Source organism: Marinospirillum alkaliphilum DSM 21637 (assembly GCF_900119735.1).
In the GTDB taxonomy this organism is placed as follows: Bacteria; Pseudomonadota; Gammaproteobacteria; order Pseudomonadales; family Halomonadaceae; genus Marinospirillum; species Marinospirillum alkaliphilum.
Map to the genome: position 1 here is coordinate 44,289 of NZ_FPJW01000002.1, position 22,003 is coordinate 66,291.

Sequence of the window (22,003 nt, forward strand, 5' to 3'; positions counted from 1 at the left end):
GGTGCTTATGAAAAGGACACTATACCTGCTGACTGCCGGTTTGTTGCTTTCATTGCTGACGGCTTGTGCCACAGTGGGTCAGCCTTATGCTGAACACAAGGTCAGTGATATTAAGGTGGGTGTGACCACCAAGGCCGAGATTCAGCGGATGTTTGGTAATCCCTGGCGGACCGGGTCGGAAAGTGGTCAGGAAACCTGGACCTACGGTCACTACCGCTACAGCCTGTTCGCTGATGCCCAGACCAGTGATTTAGTGGTGCGTTATGATGAGCGTGGGCGGGTTGCCTCTTATACCTTTAATCGTACTGTCGCTGATCCGGATCGGAGTAAACGTGGCACTTCAGGACCCTGATCAATGATTGCTGATCTGAAACTCACCCCGCCGGTTGATTTGCCTCTGGGGGTTTATCGCCATTACAAAGGGGCTGAGTATGAAGTGCTGCGCCTGGCCCGGCATAGTGAAACCGAAGAATGGCTGGTGGTTTATCGCCAGTGTTACGGGGATGGTAGTTGGTGGGTGCGCCCCTTGCTGATGTTCACCGAGCAGGTGCTGGTGGAGGGTGAGCCAGTGGCGCGTTTTGAATATATGGGTGCCAAGCCCGAGCGGGGCGTGGATTAAGCCTGTTTCAGTAGTTTTGCAGGTGGCATGCGATTTTCTGTCAGCAGCAGGTCAATGGCCAGGGTCACTTCGGTGATCCTGGCTTTTTTATTGTTGTGTAACACCATTTCCACCTGGGGAGTGATGGCGCAGCTGCCAGGTAGAGGCGCGTTGGCGTCCAGCATGGCCCGCAAACGGGGAATAAACAGATAACGCAGCCACTGCTGTAGGCTCATGCGATCCACACAAAAGGGCTCGATGCTTTCAAAGGCGGTGGCCTCGGGTAGAGGCACCTGCCATTCGTCAACCTGCTGCAGGCGCATTTCCAGCAGTGCTAAAAGACGTTGCAGGATGCGAGCCTGCGCTTGGGGTGCTGCTGTCACACTCACTCCGGGGGTGTTTATTCGAGGGCCAGCCCTCTTAATACCAGGTCATCATAATTGACCAGCCCAAGGATTTCACCCGCAGAATCAATCACCGGGGCCAGCGTCAGGCCAAACTGGTTGAACATGCGTGCGCAGTAACGCACCTGCATATCCGGGCGCACACTCAGTACCGGTTTGGACATGATTTCATAAACATTCACGCGCTCGGGAGCCTTGTTAACCGCCAGTACCTTCTTGGCAATATCAGAAACCAGCACCAGGCCATATTCATCATTGTCATCACGTTTTTTGATGATCAGTGCATGGGCACTCTCCTGGCGCATCAGCTTTAATGCATCCGCAACGGTGGTCAAACCATCCACTTCCAGGTGAGCACTGTGCATGACATCCCGTACACGGATCATTTTTTTATCACTCATCGTTTTGCTCCTTTAGAGTTCATCCTGCAAGTGGTCGCTCAGGGTCTTGATCTGGTGTTTAACGCCCAGGGCATCTTCCACATCCAGTTGAAAGGCAATACCGGTGCCGGGTGAATCATCAAATTCACCAATTTCTGCAATGGTTTCGAGAATGTGACGGCTGCGATGCTCTTCCACCAAGAACAGCAGCACGTCCCGTTGTGAGGTGATCTCCAGGCCGAAGATACCACGGGTTTTTTTTAGTCCTTCACCACGCGCATTGTTGATGATGGTGGCGCCCGTGGCTCCAGCTGAACGGGCTGCATCCAGCAGGGCGTCGGTTTTGTCGTCATCCACAAAAGCCAGGATCAGTTTGAATCGCATGAGTGGTTCCCTCTTTAAAACCAGGTTCAGCCGTTATGTTGGTGTTCTACGGAGGTTGTTGATGGCTGTTTGCGTTTTTCCAGCCATTCAGCTATCTGGGCGTAACCCATGACCGTGATGATCGGGAACAGGCAGGCCAGCGCAATCATGCCAAAGCCGTCCATGATCGGGCTGCGCCCAGGGATGGAGCTGGCCAATCCTAATCCCAGTGCAGCAATAATGGGTACGGTAATGGTTGAGGTGGTGACACCGCCAGAGTCAAAAGCCAGCGGGATGATGCTCTTGGGTGAGCGTAGGGTCTGAATGATCACCAGAATATAGGCGCCCAGTACAAACCATTGCAACGGATAACCCATCACAATGCGCCACGTGCCCAGAGTGATGCCAAAAGCCATGCCCAGTGCCACGGCAATGCGTAACATCATCGGGTTGATGGTGCCGCCGGAAATTTCACCGGCCTTGATGGATACAGCAATCAGGGAGGGCTCAGCAATGGTGGTACTGGCGCCAATGGTGAAGGCAAAAATGTAGACCCAGTAGTAGTCTGTCCAATGGCGCTGGATGCCATCTGCGAGGGCGGGCAAAAAGTCATGGGAAGACAGCTGTTCGGCCATCAGGGTGCCCATCGGGAACAGGGCTTTTTCCAAGCCCAGCAGAAAAAAAGCCAGGCCAAACAGCACCATCACAAAACCAGCCAGTACGGCAGGTAGGTTTTTTACCTTACGACGGATGACCAGGTACTGGAAGCCAAAAATGATGGCGGCAATGGGCAGAATGTCCAGCAGGGTGTCAAACAGGATCTGAATGAAATCGTTCATGAGTGCTCCTTTCAGACGCCCAGCAGGCCAAAGATGAGTACAAAAATAATGGGCATCACCGAGGCAAAGGCAATCAGTCCAAAACCATCCAGCATCGGGTTACGGCCTTTGATGGCGGTGGCCAGACCAACGCCCAGCGCCGTGACCAGTGGCACGGTGATGGTGGAGGTGGTGACCCCGCCGGAGTCGTAGGCAATACCGATCATGGCATCGGGTGCAACCAGTGTCAGCAGCAGCACCAGTACATAACCACCAATGATCATCAGGTGCAGTGGCCAGCCTTTGAGAATGCGCAATACACCCACAACAACGGCAGTGCCGACCGATGCGGCCACCACCATGCGCAGATTAAAAGCAAAGGCTGATTGGGCTTCAGGTGTGTTGAGGATCAGGCCACCTTCGGCGACCACTTCGGCGGCCTTGGCGGCCACAGCAATCAGTGCCGGTTCGGCTACGGTTGAACCAAAACCCAGTGCAAAAGAGAAGAGTAGCAACCAGAAAACAGAGCCCTTGCGGGCAAAGGCCTGAGCGAGGCTTTCACCAATCGGGAACAGGCCCAGTTGCAGGCCTTTAATGAATAGAGTCAGGCCGATAACCACAAATATCAGGCCGCTGACCAGATCAAAAAGCTGCACGCTATCTGGCAGTGGCTGGCGAATCACCACCAATTGGAAAAAGCCAATCACCAGCACAACCGGGGCCAGATCCCTGAGGCTGTCACGCGCTTGTCGCAGCAGTGTCAGTGCAAATTCCATTAACCCTGATTTCCTTGTTGATTTCTTATTGGGTATGAATGATGCAACAAAACATGAGTCATTGCCAGAATTGAGCGGCAGAGTCTTGCCGCCCGGGTTTGAATGCAGGCTTTATGTTGCTGGCTGGCGAGCGAGGATTGATTGTAGTCAATTGAATTAAATCGTTATTTTTATTGTGGCATCAATCTTGTATGCATATTGGCAAAACGTCTGGAGGTCGCTATGTCCATCAACTTCAAGAATGCTCTGGGAATCCATCCTGATGCGCTGAATGTGCGCAGCAAGCGCTCCGAGATTCTGGCCAATAACCTGGCCAACAGTGACACGCCCGGCTTCAAGGCGCGTGATCTGGATTTTAAGGGCATCCTGCAGGGTGAGTATGAAAATCGCCAGCGCATGGAGTTGAGCCGGACCAGTCAGCGGCATATTCCTGCCGAAGGTGTGGTGATGGATTCTTCACTGAAGTTTCGTATTCCGCACCAGCCGGCCATTGATGGCAACACTGTTGAAACCAATATCGAGCAGGCTGAGTTTGCCAAAAACGCCATGGATTTCCAGAGCAGTTTTACCTTTTTGAACAGTCGCTTCACCGGTCTGGTCAAGGCCATGAAAGAGCAAGGTTAAGGAGCTGAAGCATGTCACTCAACAAGATTTTTGACATCGCCGGAACCGGCATGAATGCCCAGAGTGTACGCCTGAATACCACGGCGTCCAACCTGGCCAACGCCCAGAGTGTCAGCTCCTCTATCGAGGAAACCTACCGCGCTCGCAAGCCGGTGTTTGCACCGATGCTGGAGCGTTACAAGCAGGGCATCACTGATTCGCATGGTTTCCAGAATCCGGTAACCAGCTTTAATCCGCGCGACGTGGCCGGTGAGGGTGTGCAGGTGCTGGGTATTGTGGAAAGCAATCAGGAGCTGCAGATGCGTTATGAACCGAACCACCCGATGGCCAATGAAGAAGGTTATGTGTTCTACCCCAACGTGAATGTGGTGGAAGAAATGACCGATATGCTGGCGGCTTCACGTTCCTTCCAGACCAATGTGGAAGTGATGAATACCACTAAACAGATGATGCAGCGGGTGCTGACCCTGGGTCAGGGTGCCTGAGGAATTGATTGAGGGCGGCAAGGTTTTGCCGCTCTGATGCCGCAAGCGGCAATGCAGATGCGAGAGCAAGCGATGAGTATCGAAAAAACCGATTTTTACCAGAGCCTTCAGATTCAGCAGCGCAACGCTGATCAGGCCAAGAAAAGCAATGAAATGGGCAAGCAGGAGTTCATGCGCCTGCTGGTGACTCAGCTGGAGAATCAGGATCCACTGAACCCGCAGGACAACACAGAGTTTATTGCCCAGTTGGCGCAGTTCTCCTCGCTGGAGGGGATTACCAACCTGAATACCACGGTGGGTCAGTTTGCCACCAGTCTGCAATCCACCCAGGCATTGCAGGCTTCTACGCTGGTGGGGCGTCAGGTGCAGGTGCTGACCAACTGGAGCGAGCTGGAGCCTGGCAAATCCATCAAGGGAACCATTGATCTGCCCAAGTCGGCCGGTGACGTGTTTGTTGCTGTGTATGCACCCAATGGTGAGTATCTGGGTGATATCAGTCTGGGATCACGTGGTGCCGGTGAAATCAGCTTTGAGTGGGATGGTCTGGATACCGACGGTGAGTCTTTCCCGGCAGGTGCTTATCAGTTCAGGGCTTATGCAACGCATAACGGTGAGCATGAGGCTGTGGACATGTACTTGTCTCGCAATGTGACCAGTGTGGCGCTGAATGCTGGTGCGCGCGGTGAAATCATGCTTAACCTCAGTGGCTCGGATACACCGGTGCCGCTGCGTGAAGTCAAGGTCATCAACTAATTCTGTGGCAGGGGAGTGCTAGAACATGAGCTTTAATATTGGTCTTTCCGGTCTGCGTGCAGCGCAGATGGATCTGAGTGTCACCGGTAACAACATTGCCAACGCCAGTACTGTGGGTTTTAAACAGTCGCGTGCTGAATTTGGTGATGTGTATAACGCCTCCATGCTGGGTACCGGTCGTAACTCCATCGGTTCCGGTGTACTGGTTGAGCGGATCTCCCAGCAGCATACCCAGGGTAACGTGAACTACACTGACCGCGCGCTGGACCTGGCCATCAACGGCAATGGTTATTTTATCCTGTCCAACAATGGCCAGATTGAATATACCCGTGCCGGTTATTTTGACCTGGATAAAGACGGTTATATCGTCAACAACACCGGCAAGCGTCTACAGGGTTATCAGGCCAGTCTGCTGGGTGACATCCAGTCCGGTGCGTTGGGTGACATCCAGTTAAGTCAGACCAACATCCAGCCGCGAGCCACCAGTCTGATCCAGATGGAGTTGAATCTTGATGCAAGGGCGCAGACAGCAGGTGGTGCTTCCCCCGCCACTGCAGCAACCATTACCTTTACTGCAGCTAACGATACTGCGGCTAACGCGGTGACCGTTGACGGTGTGCCGATCAATGCTGACTTTGATGCCGGTGGTGCCTATGTGGGTGATGCCACGGTCACCATTGGAGGGCAGTTATACAACATCACCGGCAATGCTGGTGTGATCACCTTGACGGCGGATACCACGGGCTTTGTAGCTGGTTTTAACGCGGCTTATCCAATTGCCGGTGATGTGGTCGGTGCCAACGCTTCCGGTGTGCAGGGTTCGGATGAGGTCACTGGTAACTGGAGTGTGGCTGATTTTGATCCGCGTGATCGTTCCACCTATACCAGTGCCAACTCCACCAGCATTTATGACAGTCTGGGTAACGAGCACATTCTGCGGCAGTATTACATCAAGGTGGATCGTGATGATGCTTCTGGCCAGCAGGGTAATGCCTGGGCCATCATCACCTCACTGAACGGTGTGTTCTTTGACAGTGACGGCAACAGCCTGAATCTGACTGAAGCCAACTGGGCTTCTGCGACTCCAGCCCAGAAAGAATCCATGGTGCAGGCCACCAAGTTCTTTAATGTGCAGGGTGATCTGCAAGGTATTCAGTCGCATGGTGCTGCCCAGCCTTATGGTTCACCAGCTGATCTGGCAACCTATCCCACCAGTGATGCGGCCTTTACATTGCGCATGGCTAACCTGGTGCCAGGTGCCGGCTTTGGTTCCAACATTGCTGGTGAGCCACCGGTATTTAATGGTGACGTCAATTTCCGTTTCCGTGGTACGACTCAGTACGGTTCACGTTTTGCCGTGCAGTCGCAGTCACAGGATGGCTATACCACCGGCCGCCTGGCAGGCCTGGAAGTGGGTCCTGATGGTACCATCTTTGGTCGCTACACCAACGGTCAGAATCGTGCGGTAGGTCAGGTACCGCTGGCTACCTTCACCAATCCTGACGGTTTGCGTCCGAATGGTTCAACCGGCTGGCTGGAAACCACTGAGTCGGGTATTCCGGCGATCAATGAAGCGGGTGCCGGTATCACAGGTTCGATTGCCGGTGGTGCTCTGGAAGAGTCCAACGTGGATCTGGCGGAGGAGTTGGTGAAAATGATCATTGGTCAGCGTAACTATCAGGCCAATGCCAAGACCATCCAGACTCAGGACACCATTACCCAGACGATTATCAATCTGCGTTAATTCTGGTTTGCTTGCCTGTCAAGGGGCGCACTGAGGTGCGCCCTTTTTTTATAAGTGCTTTGGTTGGCACAGGCTTTGCAAAAGAAAGGTAAAGCAAGGGTCGGTAACCCATCGGCATGACAGAGTTTCGGAGACACCCATGGATAAAGCGCTTTTCATAGCAATGACTGGAGCCAAGCACAATATGCTGGCTCAGACAGCGCGTTCCAATAACCTGGCCAACGTTAACACCACCGGCTTTCGGGCCGATTTTGAGCAGGCTCGTGCCATGCCGGTGTTTGGCCAGCATCACCCCAGTCGCGTTTATGCGCTGACCGAGCGTCCCGCCACGGATATCCAGAACGGCAGTTATGACTATACCGGCAACCCGCTGGATATCGCTGTTCAGGGAGAGGGCTGGATTGCTGTGCAGGCACCCAATGGCGAGGAAGCCTATACCCGTCGTGGTGATCTGAATATTGACCCTAATGGTGTGTTGCGCACCGGCAATGGTTTGCCGGTGATCGGCAATGGTGGTCCGATTGTATTGCCGCCGGGTGTGCACTTTCACATCAATGGAGATGGCGGTATCTCGGTTGCCAATCAGGGTGCCGATGCTGCTGTGGTGGATCAGATCAAACTGGTCAGCCCTCAGGCCATGGGCTTGACCATGGAGAAGGGGCTGGATGGTTTGATGCGTCCACGCAACTTCGATGAGCCGCTGCCTTTTGACGAGTTTGTGCGCGTTGAGTCAGGTGCGCTGGAAACCAGTAACGTGAATGCGGTCAATGAACTGACCAGCATACTGGCCTTGTCGCGCCAGTATGAAATGAACGTCAAGATGATGAAGTCCGTGGATGAAAACAGCTCGCGGGTAAATACCCTGCTGCGCATGAGCTGATAACACGGGCACTGGACACAGAATTCAAGAAGAGGTGATTTGTTATGCATCCGGCACTCTGGACAGGTAAAACCGGCCTGAACGCCATGGACGTGAAAATGTCCACCATTGCCAACAACCTGGCAAACGTTAATACCGTAGGTTTCAAGCGCAATCGAGCCATCTTTGAGGACCTGCTGTACCAGGCACAAAAACTGCCGGGTGCCCAGAATGGTGGCGATACCCAACTGCCAACCGGTCTGCAGCTGGGTACTGGTGTGCGTGTGACAGCAACCCAGCGTCAGTTTACCGAAGGCAGTCTGGAGGTGACCAATCAGCCGCTGGATATGGCCATCAATGGTCGTGGTTTCTTTCGTATCCAGATGCCGGACGGTGAGCTGGCTTATACCCGTAATGGCCAGTTTCACCTGGATGCTGATGGTCGCATTGTGAATACCAATGGTTTCCCGGTTGAGCCTGAAATTGTGGTTCCGGAAAACACCAACTCCATCAGTATTGGTCGTGATGGTACGGTAACTGTGACCCAGGCAGGCCAGAATAATCAGCCGCAGCAAATTGGTCAGATTGAAGTGGTTGACTTTGTTAACCCGGCTGGCCTGCTTTCCATTGGACATAACCTGTTTGTTGAGACAGCCGGTTCTGGTGCGCCGCTGGATGGTGTAGGCGGTGAAAATGGTTTTGGTGCTGTTGAACAGAGCATGCTGGAGCTGTCCAACGTCAGTGCGGTGGAAGAGCTGGTTGATATGATCACCACCCAGCGGGCGTATGAGATGAACACCAAGGTGGTGTCTTCTGCAGATGATATGTTGCGCAACCTGACGCAGACTCTCTAAAGACTGACCGGGTTGACGGGAGATAAGTTGATGAACTTTTCAAGATTCCAGGCTTTGTTGTTGGTGCTTTTAGCTGCTGCAGTTTTAAGCGGTTGTGCCTCCAATGAAATTCAGGCTGAACCGGATGATCCACATTTTGCGCCGGTGCAGCCCAGTCGCATGGAACCACCACCGCCAACCCGGGGTTCACTTTATCAGGCCAGCTACAGCCAGGCGCTGTTTGGTGATCGTAAAGCCTATCGAATTGGTGACGTGATTACGGTTAATCTGGAAGAGCAGACGCGCTCCAGCAAGTCGGCTTCTACGGATATGAGTCGTAATACCAACATTAACGTGGCTAATCCAAATATTGGTGGTCGTGACTCGCCGGTTGATCTGAGCGTGAATATGAATTCCGCGCGCGGTTTTTCTGGTGATGCCAGCGCAGATCAAAGCAATAGCCTGCTCGGCAGCATCACCGTGACCGTACATGATGTTTACCCCAACGGTAATCTGCTGGTACGTGGTGAAAAATGGCTGACCCTGAATCAGGGTTCTGAATATGTGCGTGTTTCAGGTATTGTGCGCCCGGAAGACATACGCCCGGACAACAGCGTCAGTTCTACCCTGTTGGCTGATGCTCGTCTGACCTACAGCGGTACTGGTGATCTGGCCAATGCCAATCGTCAGGGCTGGTTGGCTCGTTTCTTTAACAGTGGTTGGTGGCCGCTTTAATCAGTGGCCGAGGGTGTAATGATGAAAGCTGTTTCCCTGATGCCTGGCGTAGCCCTGATACGTAGTGTAGCTCTGCTGCTGGTGTTGAGCCTTGCTGCAACACCCTTGTTGGCGCAGACCACGAGCCGCTTGAAAGATATCACGACGGTGGAAGGGGTGCGTAGTAACCATCTGATCGGTTACGGCTTGGTGGTGGGCTTGGATGGCACGGGTGATAACGCACCCTTTACCAACCAGACCTTCGCCAACATGATGAACCAGTTTGGCATCACCTTGCCGCCCGGAGTGAACCCTCGTTCGCAGAACGTGGCTGCGGTTACGGTCAATGCCGAGCTGCCACCCTTTGCCAAACCCGGTCAGAGTATCGATATCACGGTTTCATCCATCGGTAATGCCAGCAGTTTGCGTGGCGGTACCTTGTTGATGACACCACTGCGGGGGGCGGATGGCAATGTTTATGCCGTCGCTCAGGGTAGTCTGGTGGTGGGTGGTTTTGGTGCTGGGGGAGCAGATGGCTCCCGTGTAACCGTGAATGTGCCCAGTGTCGGCCGCATTCCCAACGGTGCCATGGTCGAGCGTGAAGTCGCCAATTTCTTTGGTGATGGTGACACCCTGACCTTCAACTTGCATCACCCGGATTTCACGACTGCGCAGCGCATTGAAGAGGTCATCAACAATCTGATGGGACCGGGTGTGGCTCATGCCATGGACCCCATTTCTGTCCGTGTGCGGGCACCGCGTGATACCAGTCAGCGGGTTGCATTTTTGTCCGTGCTGGAGAATCTGCAGGTGGCCACTGCCGAAGCAGCAGCACGGGTGATCATCAACTCGCGTACCGGCACCATTGTGATTGGTCAGAACGTGCGTGTGGCCCCGGCTGCTGTAACCCATGGCAGCCTGACGGTCACGATTGCTGAAGCCCCTCAGGTGATTCAACCCGGCCCCTTTGCTGATGGTGAAGCTCAGGTGCAGCAGGATACTGAAATTGATATCACCCAGGAAAACAACCCGATGTTCAAGTTTGATGCCGGGGTCACACTGGATGAAATTGTACGCGCCGTGAATCAGGTGGGTGCAGCGCCGGGTGATCTGATGGCCATTCTTGAGGCCTTGAAACAAGCGGGCGCGTTGAATGCCCAACTGATAGTGATCTGATGTGAGTATGGCCAGATGATCGGTGATAAAGGCGGCAACTACGCAAGAGCACAGAATGCTTACCATGACTTTCAGGGTCTGCGTGAGCTGAAGCAGGGTGCCATTCAGGATGATCCTGAAGCACTCAAGGAAGTTGCTCGTCAGTTTGAAGCCTTGTTCATCCAGATGATCATGAAAAGTGCTCGTGAGGCTGATGAGCTGATTGCCGGTGAAGATTCACTGCTGAACTCCAAAGAGTTGTCGTTTTTTCAAGGCATGCTGGATGAGCAGTTTTCCATTGCCATGACCCAGGCCAATGGTGGCAAGGGCATGGGTCTGGCGGATGTGCTGGTCAGCCAGCTGTCTCGTGCACGCCCGGAAGCGCAGCCGGAAGTGCCGGATGAAGTGCGTCGCGGTGCGCAGTTGTTGACTGAAGATGTGATGCGTCAACTGAACGAGCGGCGTCTGCGTTTTTCCCGTGCCCCGCTGGCTGATGCTGCCAATGCGGTGCCTGTGGCCGCAGATGCTCAGCAGCAACAGGATCGTCGTGCAGCAGCCGAAGCGGTGCAGGCGGCACGTCGTCCACCGATGGCAGCAGCAGCTGAGCTGGCTGGCCGCAAGCCTCTGGAAATTCAGGGTTTGCCGGTGCGTGAAGACAAGCGTGCCTATTTTGAATCACCGGAAGATTTTGTGCGCCACCTCTATCCACTGGCACAGCAGGCGGCAGCTCGGCTGGGTGTTGATCCTCGATTGATGTTGGCCCAGTCTGCACTTGAGACAGGCTGGGGTCGTTTCATGATCCCGCGTGAGGATGGCACCAACAGTTTTAACCTGTTTGGTATCAAGGCGGATCGCCGCTGGGATGGTGATTCGGCGGAAGTTCAGACGCTGGAGTATCGCAATGGACAACCCCGGCAGGAACGCTGGCCCTTTCGTGCTTATGAGTCGTTTGAGCAGGCCATGCATGACTACGTGGACTTTTTGACGGCCAACCCCCGTTACCGCCAGGCGTTGGATAAGGTCGATAATCCCCAGGCTTTTGCTCGTGGTCTGCAACAGGCGGGTTATGCCACCGACCCACGTTACGCCAACAAGATCATTAACATCATGGATGGCTCAACACTGAACCAGGCCATTGAAAACCTGCAGCAAGAACAGCTGCAGGCTGAAACAAACGGCAAGGCTGCCGATAAAGAATAAGTGGCGACTGAACCCATCAGAAGGATTGCAAGATGTCAGATTTAATGAATATCGGCTTGACAGGACTGCGCACCAGTCGCAACAACCTGACCGTTACCGGCCACAACATCAGCAATATTGATACTCCCGGGTATTCACGTCAGCGTGCGGTACAAATCACCAATCCGCCTTTTGGTACCGGTGCGGGTTATCTGGGTACTGGTGCGCGCACCCAGACCATTCAGCGAATTGTTGACCAGTTCACCATTAATCAGGTGCGGGTTGATACCAGTCGCATGAAGGATAATGAAGCTTATCTGCGTAATGCCAGTGAGCTGGACAACCTGCTGGCTAACGAAAACTCGGCATTGGGTACGGCACTGAACCGGTTTTTTGAAGGGGTGCAGTCAGCTGCCAATGACCCCTTGTCACGGCCTGCCCGCGAACTGGTGTTCAGTCAGGCGGATAGTGTCAGTCAGCGTTTTAAGTCTGCGCAAGCACGTTTGTCCGATCAAAATAACAATATCAATACCCAGTTACGTACCTACTCATCCCGTGTTAATGAGCTGGCTGTGGGCATTGGTGAGATCAACCGCGAAATCAAGATCTATCAGGGCACCCAGAATCAGCCGCCGAATGATCTGTTTGATCGTCGTGATGAGCTCTTGCGTCAGCTCAGTGAAATTGTGGAAGTGGATGTATTTGAGCAGGATGCATTGGATATTAACGTGTTCATCGGCAGTGGCATTCCGCTGATTGTCGGTGAAAACGTCAACAAGCTGGAAGCCGTGCCCGGGGAGTTTGACAAGAGCCGTTATGACGTGAATCTGGTGGATGCACGAGGTAACCGCGTTAATATCAACTCCAGTATCACTGGTGGCTCGATGGGTGGTGTGATGCGTTATCGCACTGACACCCTGGACCCTGCTCTGAATGAAATGGGGCGTATTGCGCTGGTGTTTGCCGGAGAATTCAACAATCAGCACCGTGGTGGTATTGACCTGAATGGTGATCAGGGCGGTGATTTCTTCAGGGATATCAATACACCGGAATTCATGCTGGATCGCATTCCAGGCCTGCAACGCCACGCACCAGCGGGCGTGTGGCTAAACCCCGATGCTTTGAACCGCTTGCCAGCCGGTGAGTTCATGATCCGTGAAACGGTTAATGGACTGGTGCTTTCCGAAGCACCTGAGGGTCGCCGTCTGGGCACCTTCACTGATATGGCCCAGATGAACACTTTCCTGGAACAGAATTATGGTTTCCGGGTGACTGACGGTCAGGCAGGCAATCCACCGGCTGATATGAACCCAGCCGTATTTGCACAGCAGCTGGAACGCGGTTTACTGATTTCTCCGGTCAGGATTGGTGCCTCACAGCTGGAGCGCTCGCCGGAGTTGAGTAACACCAACAAGATTGCACTGAGTGGCATTGCCTGGGATGAAAATAATGCCGGTACAGCTCGCCTGCGGTTTGATGGCCTCTACAGTGATGCCGGTGCTGCCGGTATTCAGCAGCCACTGAACCTGGATGTGCTGGGCCTGACCGGTGCAGAGATCAGTGTTGATCCTGCTGCCGGCAATCCACCGGTTGCCGGAGACTTCATTCTGACCGGTTTCCCGGCAGGCTCCACGGTCACTGGATATGACAATGACGGGCAGCTCATCATTCAACTGGGCGCTGGTCCTCAAGAACTGCGCATGGATGTGAGTGGTGGTGCTCGTGCTGGAGACTCCTGGGTGCTGGAAGGTCGGGCAGGCGGCAAAAATGCCACTGCTTTAGGCCTGTTGCAGCAAGCCAAGCTGATTGAACGTCAAGCGGATGGACGCGGTGGTGCTTCGCTGGGTGAAACCTACTCGATGCTGGTTGAAAAGGTGGGTATTCGTACTTCTGAGTCGCGCACTGCAACCGAAGTCAGCCAGGCAGTGCTTAATCAGAGCATCGCCATGAGGGAATCAACATCAGGCGTTAACATGGATGAAGAAGCAGCAAACCTGATCCGTTTTCAGCAGGCCTATCAAGCCTCCACTCAGGTGATTGCAGCTGCGCAGCGCATGTTTGATACACTTTTATCCGCAGTCGGGAGATAAGCCATGATTCGTATGTCCACCAGTCAGATGTTCAATCTGGGCATTAACAGCACGCTGCAAAGTCACGCCCGTCTGAGCCAGGTGAATAACCAGATGGCAACGGGTAAGAAGGTGCTGACCCCAGCGGATGATCCCGTTGCAGCGGCGCAGACATTGAATACTAAAACACGGATGTCTGTGGTTCAGCAGTACAACCGCAACATTGATTTTGCCGATAAGAACTTGAGTCTTACCGAGTCCGTGCTGAATCAGACCGAGTCATCACTGATTCGCTTGAAAGAGCAGGCCATCCAACTGGGTAGTGATCAGTGGAGTGATGACCAGGTGCGTGCTTCGGGCATTGAAGTACGCGAGATCCTTAGTCACTTGCAGGGTTTGGTCAATACCCGTAATGAAAGCAATGAGTATATTTTTGCCGGCAGTCAGGCTGATCAGAAGGCTTATGATGGAAATCGTTTTATCGGTGACCGTATTGAGCGAGAAGCACAGGTCGCTGATGATACCTTTATCAAGATGCTGACTTCTGGCGCCAGAGCGTTTGAAAACCTGGAAGGGCTGCGCTCCAATCGCGGTGAGCCGGGTGCTGTACCTACTGACCCACCTCTGGAACTCTATGGCTTTCGTTCCGAAGCCCAGCAGGCGCTGGATGATGGCCTGATCACCGGACCGCTTGAGGCCGGTGTGCATTATGAGTATGAAGACAATATGCTGGGTGCGATCCAGTATTTTGTGGATGCAACAGGCAACGGTACTCCACCGGGCGATGTGGACAAGGAGGCCATTCGTCATGCCATCAGCAACATTGATATTGCTTTCGAAAAAGTGGCCCAGACCCGTGCCCAGATTGGTGCCAGGCAGAACACGCTAGAGGCTGTGAAAGACAGCAACCAGGAGTTTGAGCTGTTTGCCCAGAAGACCATTTCTGATCTGGAAGACCTCGATTACGCAGAAGCCTTTGTACGCCTGGAAACCTCGATGATGTCTTATCAGGCCGGTATGCAGGTCATGGGTCGGGTATCCGGCCTGAGTCTGTTCAACTACATCTGATCAGGCGCGGCTTTGGTAGAGGCCAACCACACAAAGTACCAGTCCTGCGCAGGATGCCCAGAGGCTGGTACTGGTCAACAGTGGATAACGCTCGGCAAAGGGTACAAAAATACCGCGCTGGTCCATCAGGCACTCACCTAGCAGATAATCATAACTGCCACCCTGATGGATGCAGCTGCTGACAGCAGCATATTCCACGCCCCAGGTCCCCATCAGGATCAGCAAAGGGGCCACCAGTAATACCAATCCCAGCTTCAACAACATCTCTGCTCCTCATGTTCAGTCAAGGAGCGTAAGATTAGCACTTTTCCCCCGTGGCGTTTAAGGGTATCCTCTGCCGCTTTCATTTTTCCGTCTGCTGAAGCAAACCAAGATCGGGAGCAAACCGGATGCAGCCAAAAGTTGGTGTCATCATGGGGTCCAAGTCTGACTGGCCCACCATGGAACATGCTGTGGCCATGCTGGATAAGCTGGGCGTCAGTCATGAAGTTCGGGTGGTGTCTGCACATCGCACCCCGGATCTGCTGTTTGATTATGCTAAAACGGCTGAATCCCGTGGCCTGCAGGTCATCATTGCCGGTGCCGGTGGAGCAGCTCACCTGCCGGGTATGGCCGCTTCACAAACCTGTCTGCCGGTACTGGGCGTGCCGGTGGAGTCCCATGCCCTGAAAGGCATGGATTCCCTGCTGTCCATTGTGCAGATGCCCGGTGGTGTACCGGTCGCCACACTGGCGATCGGCAAGGCGGGTGCCACCAATGCCGGTATTCTGGCTGCCCAGATTGTAGCCCTGCAGGACCCGGCTGTTGCCACTGCGTTAAAGGCGTTCCGTACTCAGCAGACTCAGACAGTGCTGGACAATCCTGATCCGCGGGCGGAGTGAGATGTTGCCATGATGACACGAATCGGTGTTCTGGGTGCAGGACAGCTTGGACAGATGCTGGCGCTGGCTGGTTATCCGCTGGGGCAGCGGTTTGTTTTTCTGGATACCTCCGGCAGCCCCAGTGCTGATATCGGAACAACCCTGGTGGATGTTCAGGGTGAACAGCTGGATGCCTTTCTGGCTCAGGTGGACAGTGTCACTTACGAGTTTGAACACCTGCCGGTTGAGCTGGTGAAAAAAATCGAACAACACAAACCGGTGTTTCCTTCCAGCCGGGCACTGGCAGTGTGTCAGAACCGTGGACTGGAAAAGGCGCTGTTCTCGCAGCTGAACATTCCCACGCCGGAATATCGTCTGGTCAATACCCTGGCAGACCTGCAGCAGGCTGTTGCGGAACTGGGTCAGCAGGGTCAGCGGGCCGTGGTGGCCAAAACTGTCACTGAAGGTTATGACGGCAAAGGTCAGGCCGTTTTGCGCTCGGTGGAAGAGGCCGAAGCAGCCTGGCAGCGGATCGGCAACCGCGAACTGATCGTTGAAGCCTTTGTTGATTTTGTACGTGAAGTATCGATTATTGCTGTGCGAGGTCAGGATGGTCGGGCGGTGTTTTACCCGATGGCCGAAAACCACCATGTGGATGGCATCCTGCGTTATTCCCTGGCTCCCCTGCCTGATCTGTCCGAAGCGGTGCAACAGCAGGCTGAACAGTACATCCAGGCATTGCTGAACGAGCTGGAGTATGTGGGTGTGCTGACGCTTGAGCTGTTCCAGCAGGCGGATGGCCGTTTACTGGCCAACGAAATGGCACCCCGTGTACACAACTCCGGTCACTGGACTCAGAATGGTGCCGTCACCAGTCAGTTTGAAAATCATCTGCGTGCCGTTGCTGGCTTGCCTTTAGGTGCAACCACCGCGCTGGCGCATACCTGCATGGTGAACATCATCGGAAAGCAGGGTGATGCTGCGCAGTTGTTGCAGTTGGAAGGTACCCATCTGCATCTTTATGGCAAGCAGGAGCGGGAAGGGCGCAAGCTGGGACATTTAAACCTGGTGGCCGCAGATTTGCCCGGTTTGTTGCAGCAGGTGACTGCTGCCAGCCAGTGTTTGCCAGGAGCCCCTGCGCCGGTATTCAGTTTTGTGAAGTAAGTGTTTTAATAGCAACAACCTATTAATTGTATGAACAAAATAGGCTGGTGTGCCTTGTGCGACTGCGTTAGGATAAAACCAGTTGAAACATCCGGTTTATTCTAGCAGTGCAAGGAGGTAACACCATGAGCACCAACCGTATTGGTCTGGATACAGCCAAGTCGCAGAAGCTGGCAGAAAAGCTGAATAACCTGCTGGCCAACTACCAGATTTTTTACATGAATGTGCGCGGTTATCACTGGAATATCCAGGGACCGTCCTTCTTTGAACTCCACGTCAAGTTCGAGGAGCAGTACAACGACCTGCTGTTGAAGGTTGATGAGCTGGCTGAGCGCATTCTGACCCTGGGTCATCGTCCACTGCATGCTTTCAGTGACTACATCGCCCAGAGCGCTATCAAAGAACACAAACAGGCCAGTGATGGTAAAACCTGCGTGGAAGGTCTGCTGACAGGTTACAAGCAGCTGATCGAGATGCAGCGTGAACTGCTGGAACTGGCCGGTGATGCCGGTGATGAAGGTACTGCTTCGCTGATGAGTGACTACATCGGTCAGCAGGAAAAAACGATCTGGATGCTGAGTGCCTATCTGGCATCCTGATAAGCTGAGTTAGAAAGGGAAAACAGCGGGCCAGGCTCGCTGTTTTCTTTTTTGGCAGGTGTGTTGTGCACCTGATGTGATTGAGGGAAATTCCGACATGTTTCACCGTGTCAGCCTGCTTCCAACTACTGAACAACGCGCTGCCATTGCTACCGAGCTGGGCAAGGAACCCAAGGGAATGCAGCAGATCACTGCTGTGGATGGGCAAGGCCATCCGCTGGCGGTGCAGGTGGCGGCGCTGGTGGATGACAAACCCTTCCCGACCTTTTACTGGTTGACCAGTCGTTTTTTAGTGAAGGAGTTATCTCACCTGGAAGCGGCTGGTCTGATCAAGCAACTGGAAGATCGCTTGCAGGAAGATCCGCAATTGATGGCTGCTTATCAACGCAGTCATGAGGATTATGTTGCCCGGCGCTGGGCCGCCATGAGTGATGCCATGCGCCAGCGAATTCGAGAGCTGGGTTATGAGTCAGTGTTCAGTCAACGGGGTGTTGGTGGTATTGAAAACTGGCAGCAGGTGCGTTGCTTGCACACCCAATATGCCCACCACCTCAGCAGTGGGCAGGGTAATGCCATTGGCCAGTTACTGGATGATGAGTACGGGATAGCCGGGCTGCTACCCTGAGGCAGGGCTCAGAAACTGGTGTAGGTCAGTTTCATTGATTTGCGGTCTTCCATGTATTGATTGATGAATTGCCGATCCGCTTTGCTGACACTGACGATCTGCAGATCAATGCCGTACAGGGTGCCACAGGATAACAGGATGCAGCTCAGCACCTTGCCCTGGACTCGCAAGGGATGTTTTTGTCCTTTGTGGATGGCTTGAATATCCAGAATGACAGGGCTGCCAGGGCGCAACAGTTTTTCACAGTGAAAACGCACCTCGGTATCGCTGATGGACTGGGTGTAAGCCCAGTAACCAGCGGTGCTGGTGGTTTTTCCACCAGTGGCAGTTAACAGCCTGGCTTTCCAATAACTGGGTGTGCCGTGAGATGGAGGCGTTGGCTGCTTTTTCATGGTGTTTTCACTCCTTGATACTGGCTGGCAAGAATACCAAATTGGATGGCTGGACAGTATTTTTGGTTGCTTGCAACAGGTGAAAAATTGTAATTCATGATCTGGGTTAAGGTTCTGGCGCTTTGCCCGGATAAAATATCAGCCAGGGATGATAAAACCGATTTATAATCTGCTTCACCACGGAGAAAGCTTATGTACCTTGATCAATATGTTGTTGCGAGTCTGGTGCTGGTTGCCGTCATGATTGTGGCCAGCGTATGGGCAGTTGGAAAAGTTAAAAAAGTCATCAATGAAGATGCAGCCAAGGCGGGTAAATAAGCCCTGACGATTGCAGAATCAATGGATTCGATGGCCCGGCAGCCGTAAGGCTGGCCGGGTTTTTTTATACGCTGGATTGCTGTTGTTCACGACTCAGACGCCGATAAGTCAGCGACAGGCGATCCCCCAATACCAGCATGCAGGGTGTCAGGATCAGCGTCAGCAGGGTAGCAAAAGCCAGGCCACCGGCAATGGCGCTGGAAAGCTGTCGCCACCACTGGGTGGAAGGTGCACCCCAACCCAGGCTGGGTTCCATCAGATTAACGTTCACACCCACCACCATTGGCATCAAACCCAGAATAGTAGTCACTGCCGTGAGCAACACCGGGCGCAGACGTAAGCAGCCGGTTTCCAGTGCTGCCTCACGCGCTTTTAATCCCTGTTGACGGATGCGGTTGTAAGTGTCAATCAACACGATGTTGTTGTTCACCACTATGCCTGCCAGGGCAATGATGCCCATACCCACCATGACAATGCCAAAGGGTTGCCCGGCCAGCATCAGGCCCAGCAGCACCCCGGCAGTGGAAAACAGAATGGCAGACATCACCAGCAGTGTCTGATACAGGCTGTTGAATTGCAGCACCAGAATCAGCAGCATCAGGAAAATCGCCACAAAAAATGCAGCCACCAGGAATTGAGCGGCTTCCTGCATGTCGGCATCCTCACCGCCAACACGCACCGTCACACCCTCTGGCAGGTCGGCAAAATAAGGGCGCAGCACGGACAGGCGCTCATCCAGTTGATAACCTGCTTCCAGATCAGCCTGCAGGGTCAGGGTGCGCTGGCCATTCAGGCGGCGTAACGTTCCCGTTTTGGGTGCCGGTTCAAGGCGAACAAAATTGCTTAAAGGGATCAGTCCAACACTGGTCTGCAGGGTCATGCGTTCAAGCTGGTCAAGGGTTCTGGCCTGCATCGGCAATCTAACCCGAATATCCACCTCGTCCGTGGCATCTTCCGGGCGATAACTGGCCAGCATCAACCCGGTGGTAACCAGTTGCACGGCATTGCCCACGGCTGAAACGTCCGCACCGTAACGAGCTGCGGCTTCTCGATCAACCAGAAAACGCCATTCAATGCCCGGCAGGTTGCGATCATCCTGAAAGTCTGTGAATCCTCCCAGTTGTTGCATTTGTTCGAGCAGCTGTTCCAATGCTTGTTCTGCCATCAGGGTACTGGAGGAGCTGATTTCCAGCACCACCGGCTTGCCACCACCGGGGCCTTGCTCCTGTTGGCGGAACTCCAGGTACACACCAGCCAGATCTGCAGTGCGTTCGCGCATGTCCTGCATGATCTGTCTGGCCGGACGGCGTTGATGCCAATCAATGAACTGGAACTGCACCACACCAATGGTGTCTTCCGGCATGCTGCCCCATAAGCCACCACCCGCTTGTCCGGCAAAGGATCGGGCATAAAGTGCCTTGATTTCAGGCATGCCCAGCAGACGCTGTTCAACCCGGCGTACCAAAGCATCACGCTCATGAACAGATAAATCACCACGGGCGCGGATTTGTACCTGAGCGGACTCGGGTTCAACATCCGGGAAAAAGTCGACGCCGTGATTAAAACGGCCATAAGCCAGATAAATCAGCAGGATCAGTGCCAGCATACCTGCCAGTGTCCAGCCCGGTCGCTGCAACAGGTTATTTAACAGCTGACGATAGGCCTGACCGAAACGGCTGGAGTTGTTCTGTCCGGCATGAAAATCGATGTTTTCCCCCTGGGGTTGGGCGGCAGTGACGTCCGGGGTGGATTGTTTGCCGCCACCGGCGACACTGCCCAGGGATGGCAGAAAGATCAGAGCCATGGCCAGTGAAGCCAGCAGGCAGAGAATCACCGTGATCGGCAGGAACTTCATGAACTCCCCGACCATGCCCGGCCAGAACAGTAGTGGCGCAAACACTGACAGGGTGGTGGCTGTGGATGCGGTGATCGGCCAGGCCATGCGGCTGGCGGCTTGACGCCAGGCTTCTGATGGTTGCAGTCCTTCTTCCAGGTAACGATCCGCCAGCTCGGTGACCACCAGGGCACCGTCCACCAGCATGCCGGCCACCAGAATCAGTGAAAACAGCACCATCATGTTGAGGGTGTAACCCAGCGACCAGATCAGCAGAATACCGACCAGGAAGGCACCGGGGATGGTGATGCCCACCAGCAACGCTGAACGCAGTCCCATGGCGGCAATCACCACCAGCATCACCAGTGCCACGGCGGTGGCAACGTTGTTCAGCAGGTCTTTAAGGGTGTCCTCCACCTCAATCGACTGGTCCATGATGTAATCAATTTCCAACCCTTCCGGCAGCAGGGGCAGGGCAGCATCCAGCAGAGCCTTGATGTGGGTGACCGTTTCGATGATGTTGGCACCGGTGCGTTTGGTGATTTCCAATACCAGTGCCGGTTGACCGTTGATACGGGCAAAACCGGCTGGATCCTTGAAGGTGCGGTGAATGCTGGCCAGATCTCCAAAGGTGACCACTTGGCTGCCTTCCACCTTGATCGGCATGTGGATCAAGTCATCCAGCGTTTCGATCACACCGGGCACCTTCATGGCCATGCGTCCGGCACCGGTATCCAGGCTTCCGGCAGCGACCAGCCGGTTGTTGCGGGATACCAGACTGAACAACTGGCCGTAATCCAGTCCGTAACTCTCCATCGCCTGAGGATCAACCAGGATTTCCAGCAGATCTTCACGATCACCACCGATATCCACTTCCAGCACTGCCGGAATGGCTTCCAGTTCCTCTTTCAGGCGCCGACCGATGCCTACCAGCGTGGCTTCATCCAGCGGACCGGACAGACCGATGGAGAGAATGGGAAACAGTGCCGTGTTGATTTCATGCACTCTGGGTTCGTCTGCTTCCGAAGGCAGTTTGCTGCGGGCAGTATCAACCTTCTCACGCACGTTCTGCAGGGCCCGATCAGGATTAAAGCCGGCATCAAACTCCAGTAGCACTGAGGCATGGCCTTCAGATGCCATGCCGGTCATTTTCTTGATGCCTTCCAGTGAGCGCAGTTCCTGCTCCATCGGTCGCACCAGCAGGCGCTCGGCATCTTCAGGACTGATGCCCTCCAGGCCCATGGAGATGTACACAAAAGGAATGGTGATGTCCGGGAAGGCTTCCTTGGGAATGGTCAGGTAAGCACCCCAGCCGCCCAGCACCAGAAACACCAGTGCCAGCAGTGTTGCACGGCTGCGCTGGATGGCAGCACGAATCAGTGCGTGCAT

General features: G+C 54.1%; 26 protein-coding genes. 18 read left to right on the forward strand and 8 right to left on the reverse strand.

All coding sequences use genetic code 11. The features are described 5' to 3' along the window. Nucleotides 1-7: 7 nt before the first annotated feature. On the forward strand, nt 8-352 hold the full coding sequence (gene bamE, locus BT114_RS03415; protein WP_072324947.1) for an outer membrane protein assembly factor BamE domain-containing protein: 345 nt from the start codon (nt 8-10) through the stop codon (nt 350-352). Nucleotides 353-355: 3 nt separating this feature from the next. Continuing rightward, nucleotides 356-619 (forward strand): DUF1653 domain-containing protein, encoded by a 264-nt coding sequence (locus BT114_RS03420; RefSeq protein WP_072324948.1) that lies wholly within the window; start codon nt 356-358, stop codon nt 617-619. Here BT114_RS03420 and BT114_RS03425 read toward each other — a convergent pair. From BT114_RS03425 to BT114_RS03445, 5 genes are read right to left on the reverse strand one after another with little or no spacing between them, the layout of a single operon-like run. Beyond that, nucleotides 616-981, reverse strand: a complete 366-nt coding sequence (locus tag BT114_RS03425; protein WP_084661863.1) for a YqcC family protein — start codon at nt 979-981, stop codon at nt 616-618. The two genes, BT114_RS03420 and BT114_RS03425, sit on opposite strands and share 4 nt — an antisense overlap. Nucleotides 982-998: 17 nt before the next feature. Then, a complete protein-coding gene (locus BT114_RS03430) occupies nt 999-1,403 on the reverse strand; it encodes a CBS domain-containing protein (protein WP_072324949.1) in 405 nt (134 codons plus the stop codon). Nucleotides 1,404-1,415: 12 nt separating this feature from the next. Beyond that, entirely contained in the window at nt 1,416-1,766 is a 351-nt protein-coding gene (locus BT114_RS03435) for a P-II family nitrogen regulator (protein WP_072324950.1), read from the reverse strand. 26 nt (nt 1,767-1,792) lie between these two features. Further along, nucleotides 1,793-2,584: a DUF1538 domain-containing protein gene (locus tag BT114_RS03440; protein WP_072324951.1), complete on the reverse strand. Its 792-nt coding sequence runs from the start codon at nt 2,582-2,584 to the stop codon at nt 1,793-1,795. A gap of 11 nt (nt 2,585-2,595) precedes the next feature. Next, on the reverse strand, nt 2,596-3,339 hold the full coding sequence (locus BT114_RS03445; protein ID WP_072324952.1) for a DUF1538 domain-containing protein: 744 nt from the start codon (nt 3,337-3,339) through the stop codon (nt 2,596-2,598). Nucleotides 3,340-3,561: 222 nt separating this feature from the next. Here BT114_RS03445 and flgB point away from each other — a divergent pair, with 222 nt between their 5' ends. The 11 genes from flgB (at nt 3,562) to flgL (ending at nt 14,822) form a co-directional block, all read left to right on the forward strand. Then, nucleotides 3,562-3,963, forward strand: a complete 402-nt coding sequence (gene flgB, locus BT114_RS03450) for a flagellar basal body rod protein FlgB (RefSeq protein WP_072324953.1) — start codon at nt 3,562-3,564, stop codon at nt 3,961-3,963. An 11-nt stretch (nt 3,964-3,974) separates the two neighbouring features. Continuing rightward, complete coding sequence (gene flgC / locus BT114_RS03455; protein ID WP_072324954.1) at nt 3,975-4,448, forward strand: flagellar basal body rod protein FlgC; 474 nt, start codon at nt 3,975-3,977, stop codon at nt 4,446-4,448. A 72-nt stretch (nt 4,449-4,520) separates the two neighbouring features. Next, entirely contained in the window at nt 4,521-5,201 is a 681-nt protein-coding gene (locus tag BT114_RS03460) for a flagellar hook assembly protein FlgD (RefSeq protein WP_072325283.1), read from the forward strand. Between the two features lie 25 nt (nt 5,202-5,226). Further along, entirely contained in the window at nt 5,227-6,945 is a 1,719-nt protein-coding gene (locus tag BT114_RS03465; RefSeq protein ID WP_072324955.1) for a flagellar hook protein FlgE, read from the forward strand. Between the two features lie 139 nt (nt 6,946-7,084). After that, nucleotides 7,085-7,825 (forward strand): flagellar basal body rod protein FlgF, encoded by a 741-nt coding sequence (locus BT114_RS03470; RefSeq protein ID WP_072324956.1) that lies wholly within the window; start codon nt 7,085-7,087, stop codon nt 7,823-7,825. 44 nt (nt 7,826-7,869) lie between these two features. Beyond that, nucleotides 7,870-8,658 (forward strand): flagellar basal-body rod protein FlgG, encoded by a 789-nt coding sequence (gene flgG / locus BT114_RS03475; protein WP_072324957.1) that lies wholly within the window; start codon nt 7,870-7,872, stop codon nt 8,656-8,658. Between the two features lie 30 nt (nt 8,659-8,688). Further along, on the forward strand, nt 8,689-9,372 hold the full coding sequence (gene flgH / locus BT114_RS03480; RefSeq protein WP_072324958.1) for a flagellar basal body L-ring protein FlgH: 684 nt from the start codon (nt 8,689-8,691) through the stop codon (nt 9,370-9,372). 21 nt (nt 9,373-9,393) lie between these two features. Next, nucleotides 9,394-10,527 carry a flagellar basal body P-ring protein FlgI gene (locus BT114_RS03485; RefSeq protein WP_245770382.1) on the forward strand — a complete coding sequence of 378 codons (1,134 nt, stop codon included), beginning with the start codon at nt 9,394-9,396 and terminating at the stop codon, nt 10,525-10,527. Between the two features lie 15 nt (nt 10,528-10,542). Next, nucleotides 10,543-11,706 carry a flagellar assembly peptidoglycan hydrolase FlgJ gene (gene flgJ, locus BT114_RS03490; protein ID WP_072324960.1) on the forward strand — a complete coding sequence of 388 codons (1,164 nt, stop codon included), beginning with the start codon at nt 10,543-10,545 and terminating at the stop codon, nt 11,704-11,706. Between the two features lie 32 nt (nt 11,707-11,738). After that, nucleotides 11,739-13,775, forward strand: a complete 2,037-nt coding sequence (flgK, locus tag BT114_RS03495; RefSeq protein WP_072324961.1) for a flagellar hook-associated protein FlgK — start codon at nt 11,739-11,741, stop codon at nt 13,773-13,775. Nucleotides 13,776-13,778: 3 nt separating this feature from the next. Next, entirely contained in the window at nt 13,779-14,822 is a 1,044-nt protein-coding gene (gene flgL, locus BT114_RS03500; protein ID WP_072324962.1) for a flagellar hook-associated protein FlgL, read from the forward strand. Here flgL and BT114_RS03505 read toward each other — a convergent pair whose 3' ends face one another. Continuing rightward, nucleotides 14,823-15,086 carry a hypothetical protein gene (locus tag BT114_RS03505; protein ID WP_084661867.1) on the reverse strand — a complete coding sequence of 88 codons (264 nt, stop codon included), beginning with the start codon at nt 15,084-15,086 and terminating at the stop codon, nt 14,823-14,825. It abuts the gene before it with no gap. 125 nt (nt 15,087-15,211) lie between these two features. Between BT114_RS03505 and purE the strand changes: the two genes are divergently transcribed. From purE to BT114_RS03525, 4 genes are all read left to right on the forward strand, one after another. Then, the gene (purE, locus tag BT114_RS03510; protein WP_072324963.1) at nt 15,212-15,703 is read left to right on the forward strand and encodes a 5-(carboxyamino)imidazole ribonucleotide mutase; all 492 of its coding nucleotides are present in this window, start codon (nt 15,212-15,214) and stop codon (nt 15,701-15,703) included. Between the two features lie 9 nt (nt 15,704-15,712). Continuing rightward, entirely contained in the window at nt 15,713-16,846 is a 1,134-nt protein-coding gene (locus BT114_RS03515) for a 5-(carboxyamino)imidazole ribonucleotide synthase (RefSeq protein ID WP_072324964.1), read from the forward strand. 125 nt (nt 16,847-16,971) lie between these two features. Further along, nucleotides 16,972-17,445 carry a Dps family protein gene (locus BT114_RS03520; RefSeq protein ID WP_072324965.1) on the forward strand — a complete coding sequence of 158 codons (474 nt, stop codon included), beginning with the start codon at nt 16,972-16,974 and terminating at the stop codon, nt 17,443-17,445. A 97-nt stretch (nt 17,446-17,542) separates the two neighbouring features. Next, entirely contained in the window at nt 17,543-18,070 is a 528-nt protein-coding gene (locus BT114_RS03525) for a DUF501 domain-containing protein (RefSeq protein ID WP_072324966.1), read from the forward strand. 8 nt (nt 18,071-18,078) lie between these two features. Here the strand turns inward: BT114_RS03525 and BT114_RS03530 are convergent, their stop codons facing one another. Continuing rightward, entirely contained in the window at nt 18,079-18,462 is a 384-nt protein-coding gene (locus tag BT114_RS03530; RefSeq protein ID WP_072324967.1) for a hypothetical protein, read from the reverse strand. 192 nt (nt 18,463-18,654) lie between these two features. Between BT114_RS03530 and BT114_RS15240 the strand changes: the two genes are divergently transcribed. Then, entirely contained in the window at nt 18,655-18,780 is a 126-nt protein-coding gene (locus BT114_RS15240) for a hypothetical protein (RefSeq protein WP_281249009.1), read from the forward strand. Between the two features lie 64 nt (nt 18,781-18,844). Here BT114_RS15240 and BT114_RS03535 read toward each other — a convergent pair whose 3' ends face one another. Then, nucleotides 18,845-22,003, reverse strand: a complete 3,159-nt coding sequence (locus tag BT114_RS03535; protein ID WP_072324968.1) for an efflux RND transporter permease subunit — start codon at nt 22,001-22,003, stop codon at nt 18,845-18,847.

Bases quoted from the DNA above. Each gene is read 5' to 3' on its own strand.
- BT114_RS03445 (WP_072324952.1), bottom strand. From the start codon at position 3,339: ATGGAATTTGCACTGACACTGCTGCGACAAGCGCGTGACAGCCTCAGG.
- flgG (WP_072324957.1), top strand. From the start codon at position 7,870: ATGCATCCGGCACTCTGGACAGGTAAAACCGGCCTGAACGCCATGGAC.
- BT114_RS03505 (WP_084661867.1), bottom strand. From the start codon at position 15,086: ATGTTGTTGAAGCTGGGATTGGTATTACTGGTGGCCCCTTTGCTGATC.
- BT114_RS03525 (WP_072324966.1), top strand. From the start codon at position 17,543: ATGTTTCACCGTGTCAGCCTGCTTCCAACTACTGAACAACGCGCTGCC.
- flgH (WP_072324958.1), top strand. From the start codon at position 8,689: ATGAACTTTTCAAGATTCCAGGCTTTGTTGTTGGTGCTTTTAGCTGCT.
- BT114_RS03515 (WP_072324964.1), top strand. From the start codon at position 15,713: ATGATGACACGAATCGGTGTTCTGGGTGCAGGACAGCTTGGACAGATG.
- BT114_RS03420 (WP_072324948.1), top strand. From the start codon at position 356: ATGATTGCTGATCTGAAACTCACCCCGCCGGTTGATTTGCCTCTGGGG.
- BT114_RS03470 (WP_072324956.1), top strand. From the start codon at position 7,085: ATGGATAAAGCGCTTTTCATAGCAATGACTGGAGCCAAGCACAATATG.
- BT114_RS03465 (WP_072324955.1), top strand. From the start codon at position 5,227: ATGAGCTTTAATATTGGTCTTTCCGGTCTGCGTGCAGCGCAGATGGAT.
- flgL (WP_072324962.1), top strand. From the start codon at position 13,779: ATGATTCGTATGTCCACCAGTCAGATGTTCAATCTGGGCATTAACAGC.
- BT114_RS03460 (WP_072325283.1), top strand. From the start codon at position 4,521: ATGAGTATCGAAAAAACCGATTTTTACCAGAGCCTTCAGATTCAGCAG.
- BT114_RS03440 (WP_072324951.1), bottom strand. From the start codon at position 2,584: ATGAACGATTTCATTCAGATCCTGTTTGACACCCTGCTGGACATTCTG.
- BT114_RS03435 (WP_072324950.1), bottom strand. From the start codon at position 1,766: ATGCGATTCAAACTGATCCTGGCTTTTGTGGATGACGACAAAACCGAC.
- flgK (WP_072324961.1), top strand. From the start codon at position 11,739: ATGTCAGATTTAATGAATATCGGCTTGACAGGACTGCGCACCAGTCGC.
- flgB (WP_072324953.1), top strand. From the start codon at position 3,562: ATGTCCATCAACTTCAAGAATGCTCTGGGAATCCATCCTGATGCGCTG.
- purE (WP_072324963.1), top strand. From the start codon at position 15,212: ATGCAGCCAAAAGTTGGTGTCATCATGGGGTCCAAGTCTGACTGGCCC.
- BT114_RS03430 (WP_072324949.1), bottom strand. From the start codon at position 1,403: ATGAGTGATAAAAAAATGATCCGTGTACGGGATGTCATGCACAGTGCT.
- flgJ (WP_072324960.1), top strand. From the start codon at position 10,543: ATGATCGGTGATAAAGGCGGCAACTACGCAAGAGCACAGAATGCTTAC.
- flgC (WP_072324954.1), top strand. From the start codon at position 3,975: ATGTCACTCAACAAGATTTTTGACATCGCCGGAACCGGCATGAATGCC.
- BT114_RS03530 (WP_072324967.1), bottom strand. From the start codon at position 18,462: ATGAAAAAGCAGCCAACGCCTCCATCTCACGGCACACCCAGTTATTGG.
- BT114_RS03520 (WP_072324965.1), top strand. From the start codon at position 16,972: ATGAGCACCAACCGTATTGGTCTGGATACAGCCAAGTCGCAGAAGCTG.
- BT114_RS15240 (WP_281249009.1), top strand. From the start codon at position 18,655: ATGTACCTTGATCAATATGTTGTTGCGAGTCTGGTGCTGGTTGCCGTC.
- bamE (WP_072324947.1), top strand. From the start codon at position 8: ATGAAAAGGACACTATACCTGCTGACTGCCGGTTTGTTGCTTTCATTG.
- BT114_RS03535 (WP_072324968.1), bottom strand. From the start codon at position 22,003: ATGCACGCACTGATTCGTGCTGCCATCCAGCGCAGCCGTGCAACACTG.
- BT114_RS03485 (WP_245770382.1), top strand. From the start codon at position 9,394: ATGAAAGCTGTTTCCCTGATGCCTGGCGTAGCCCTGATACGTAGTGTA.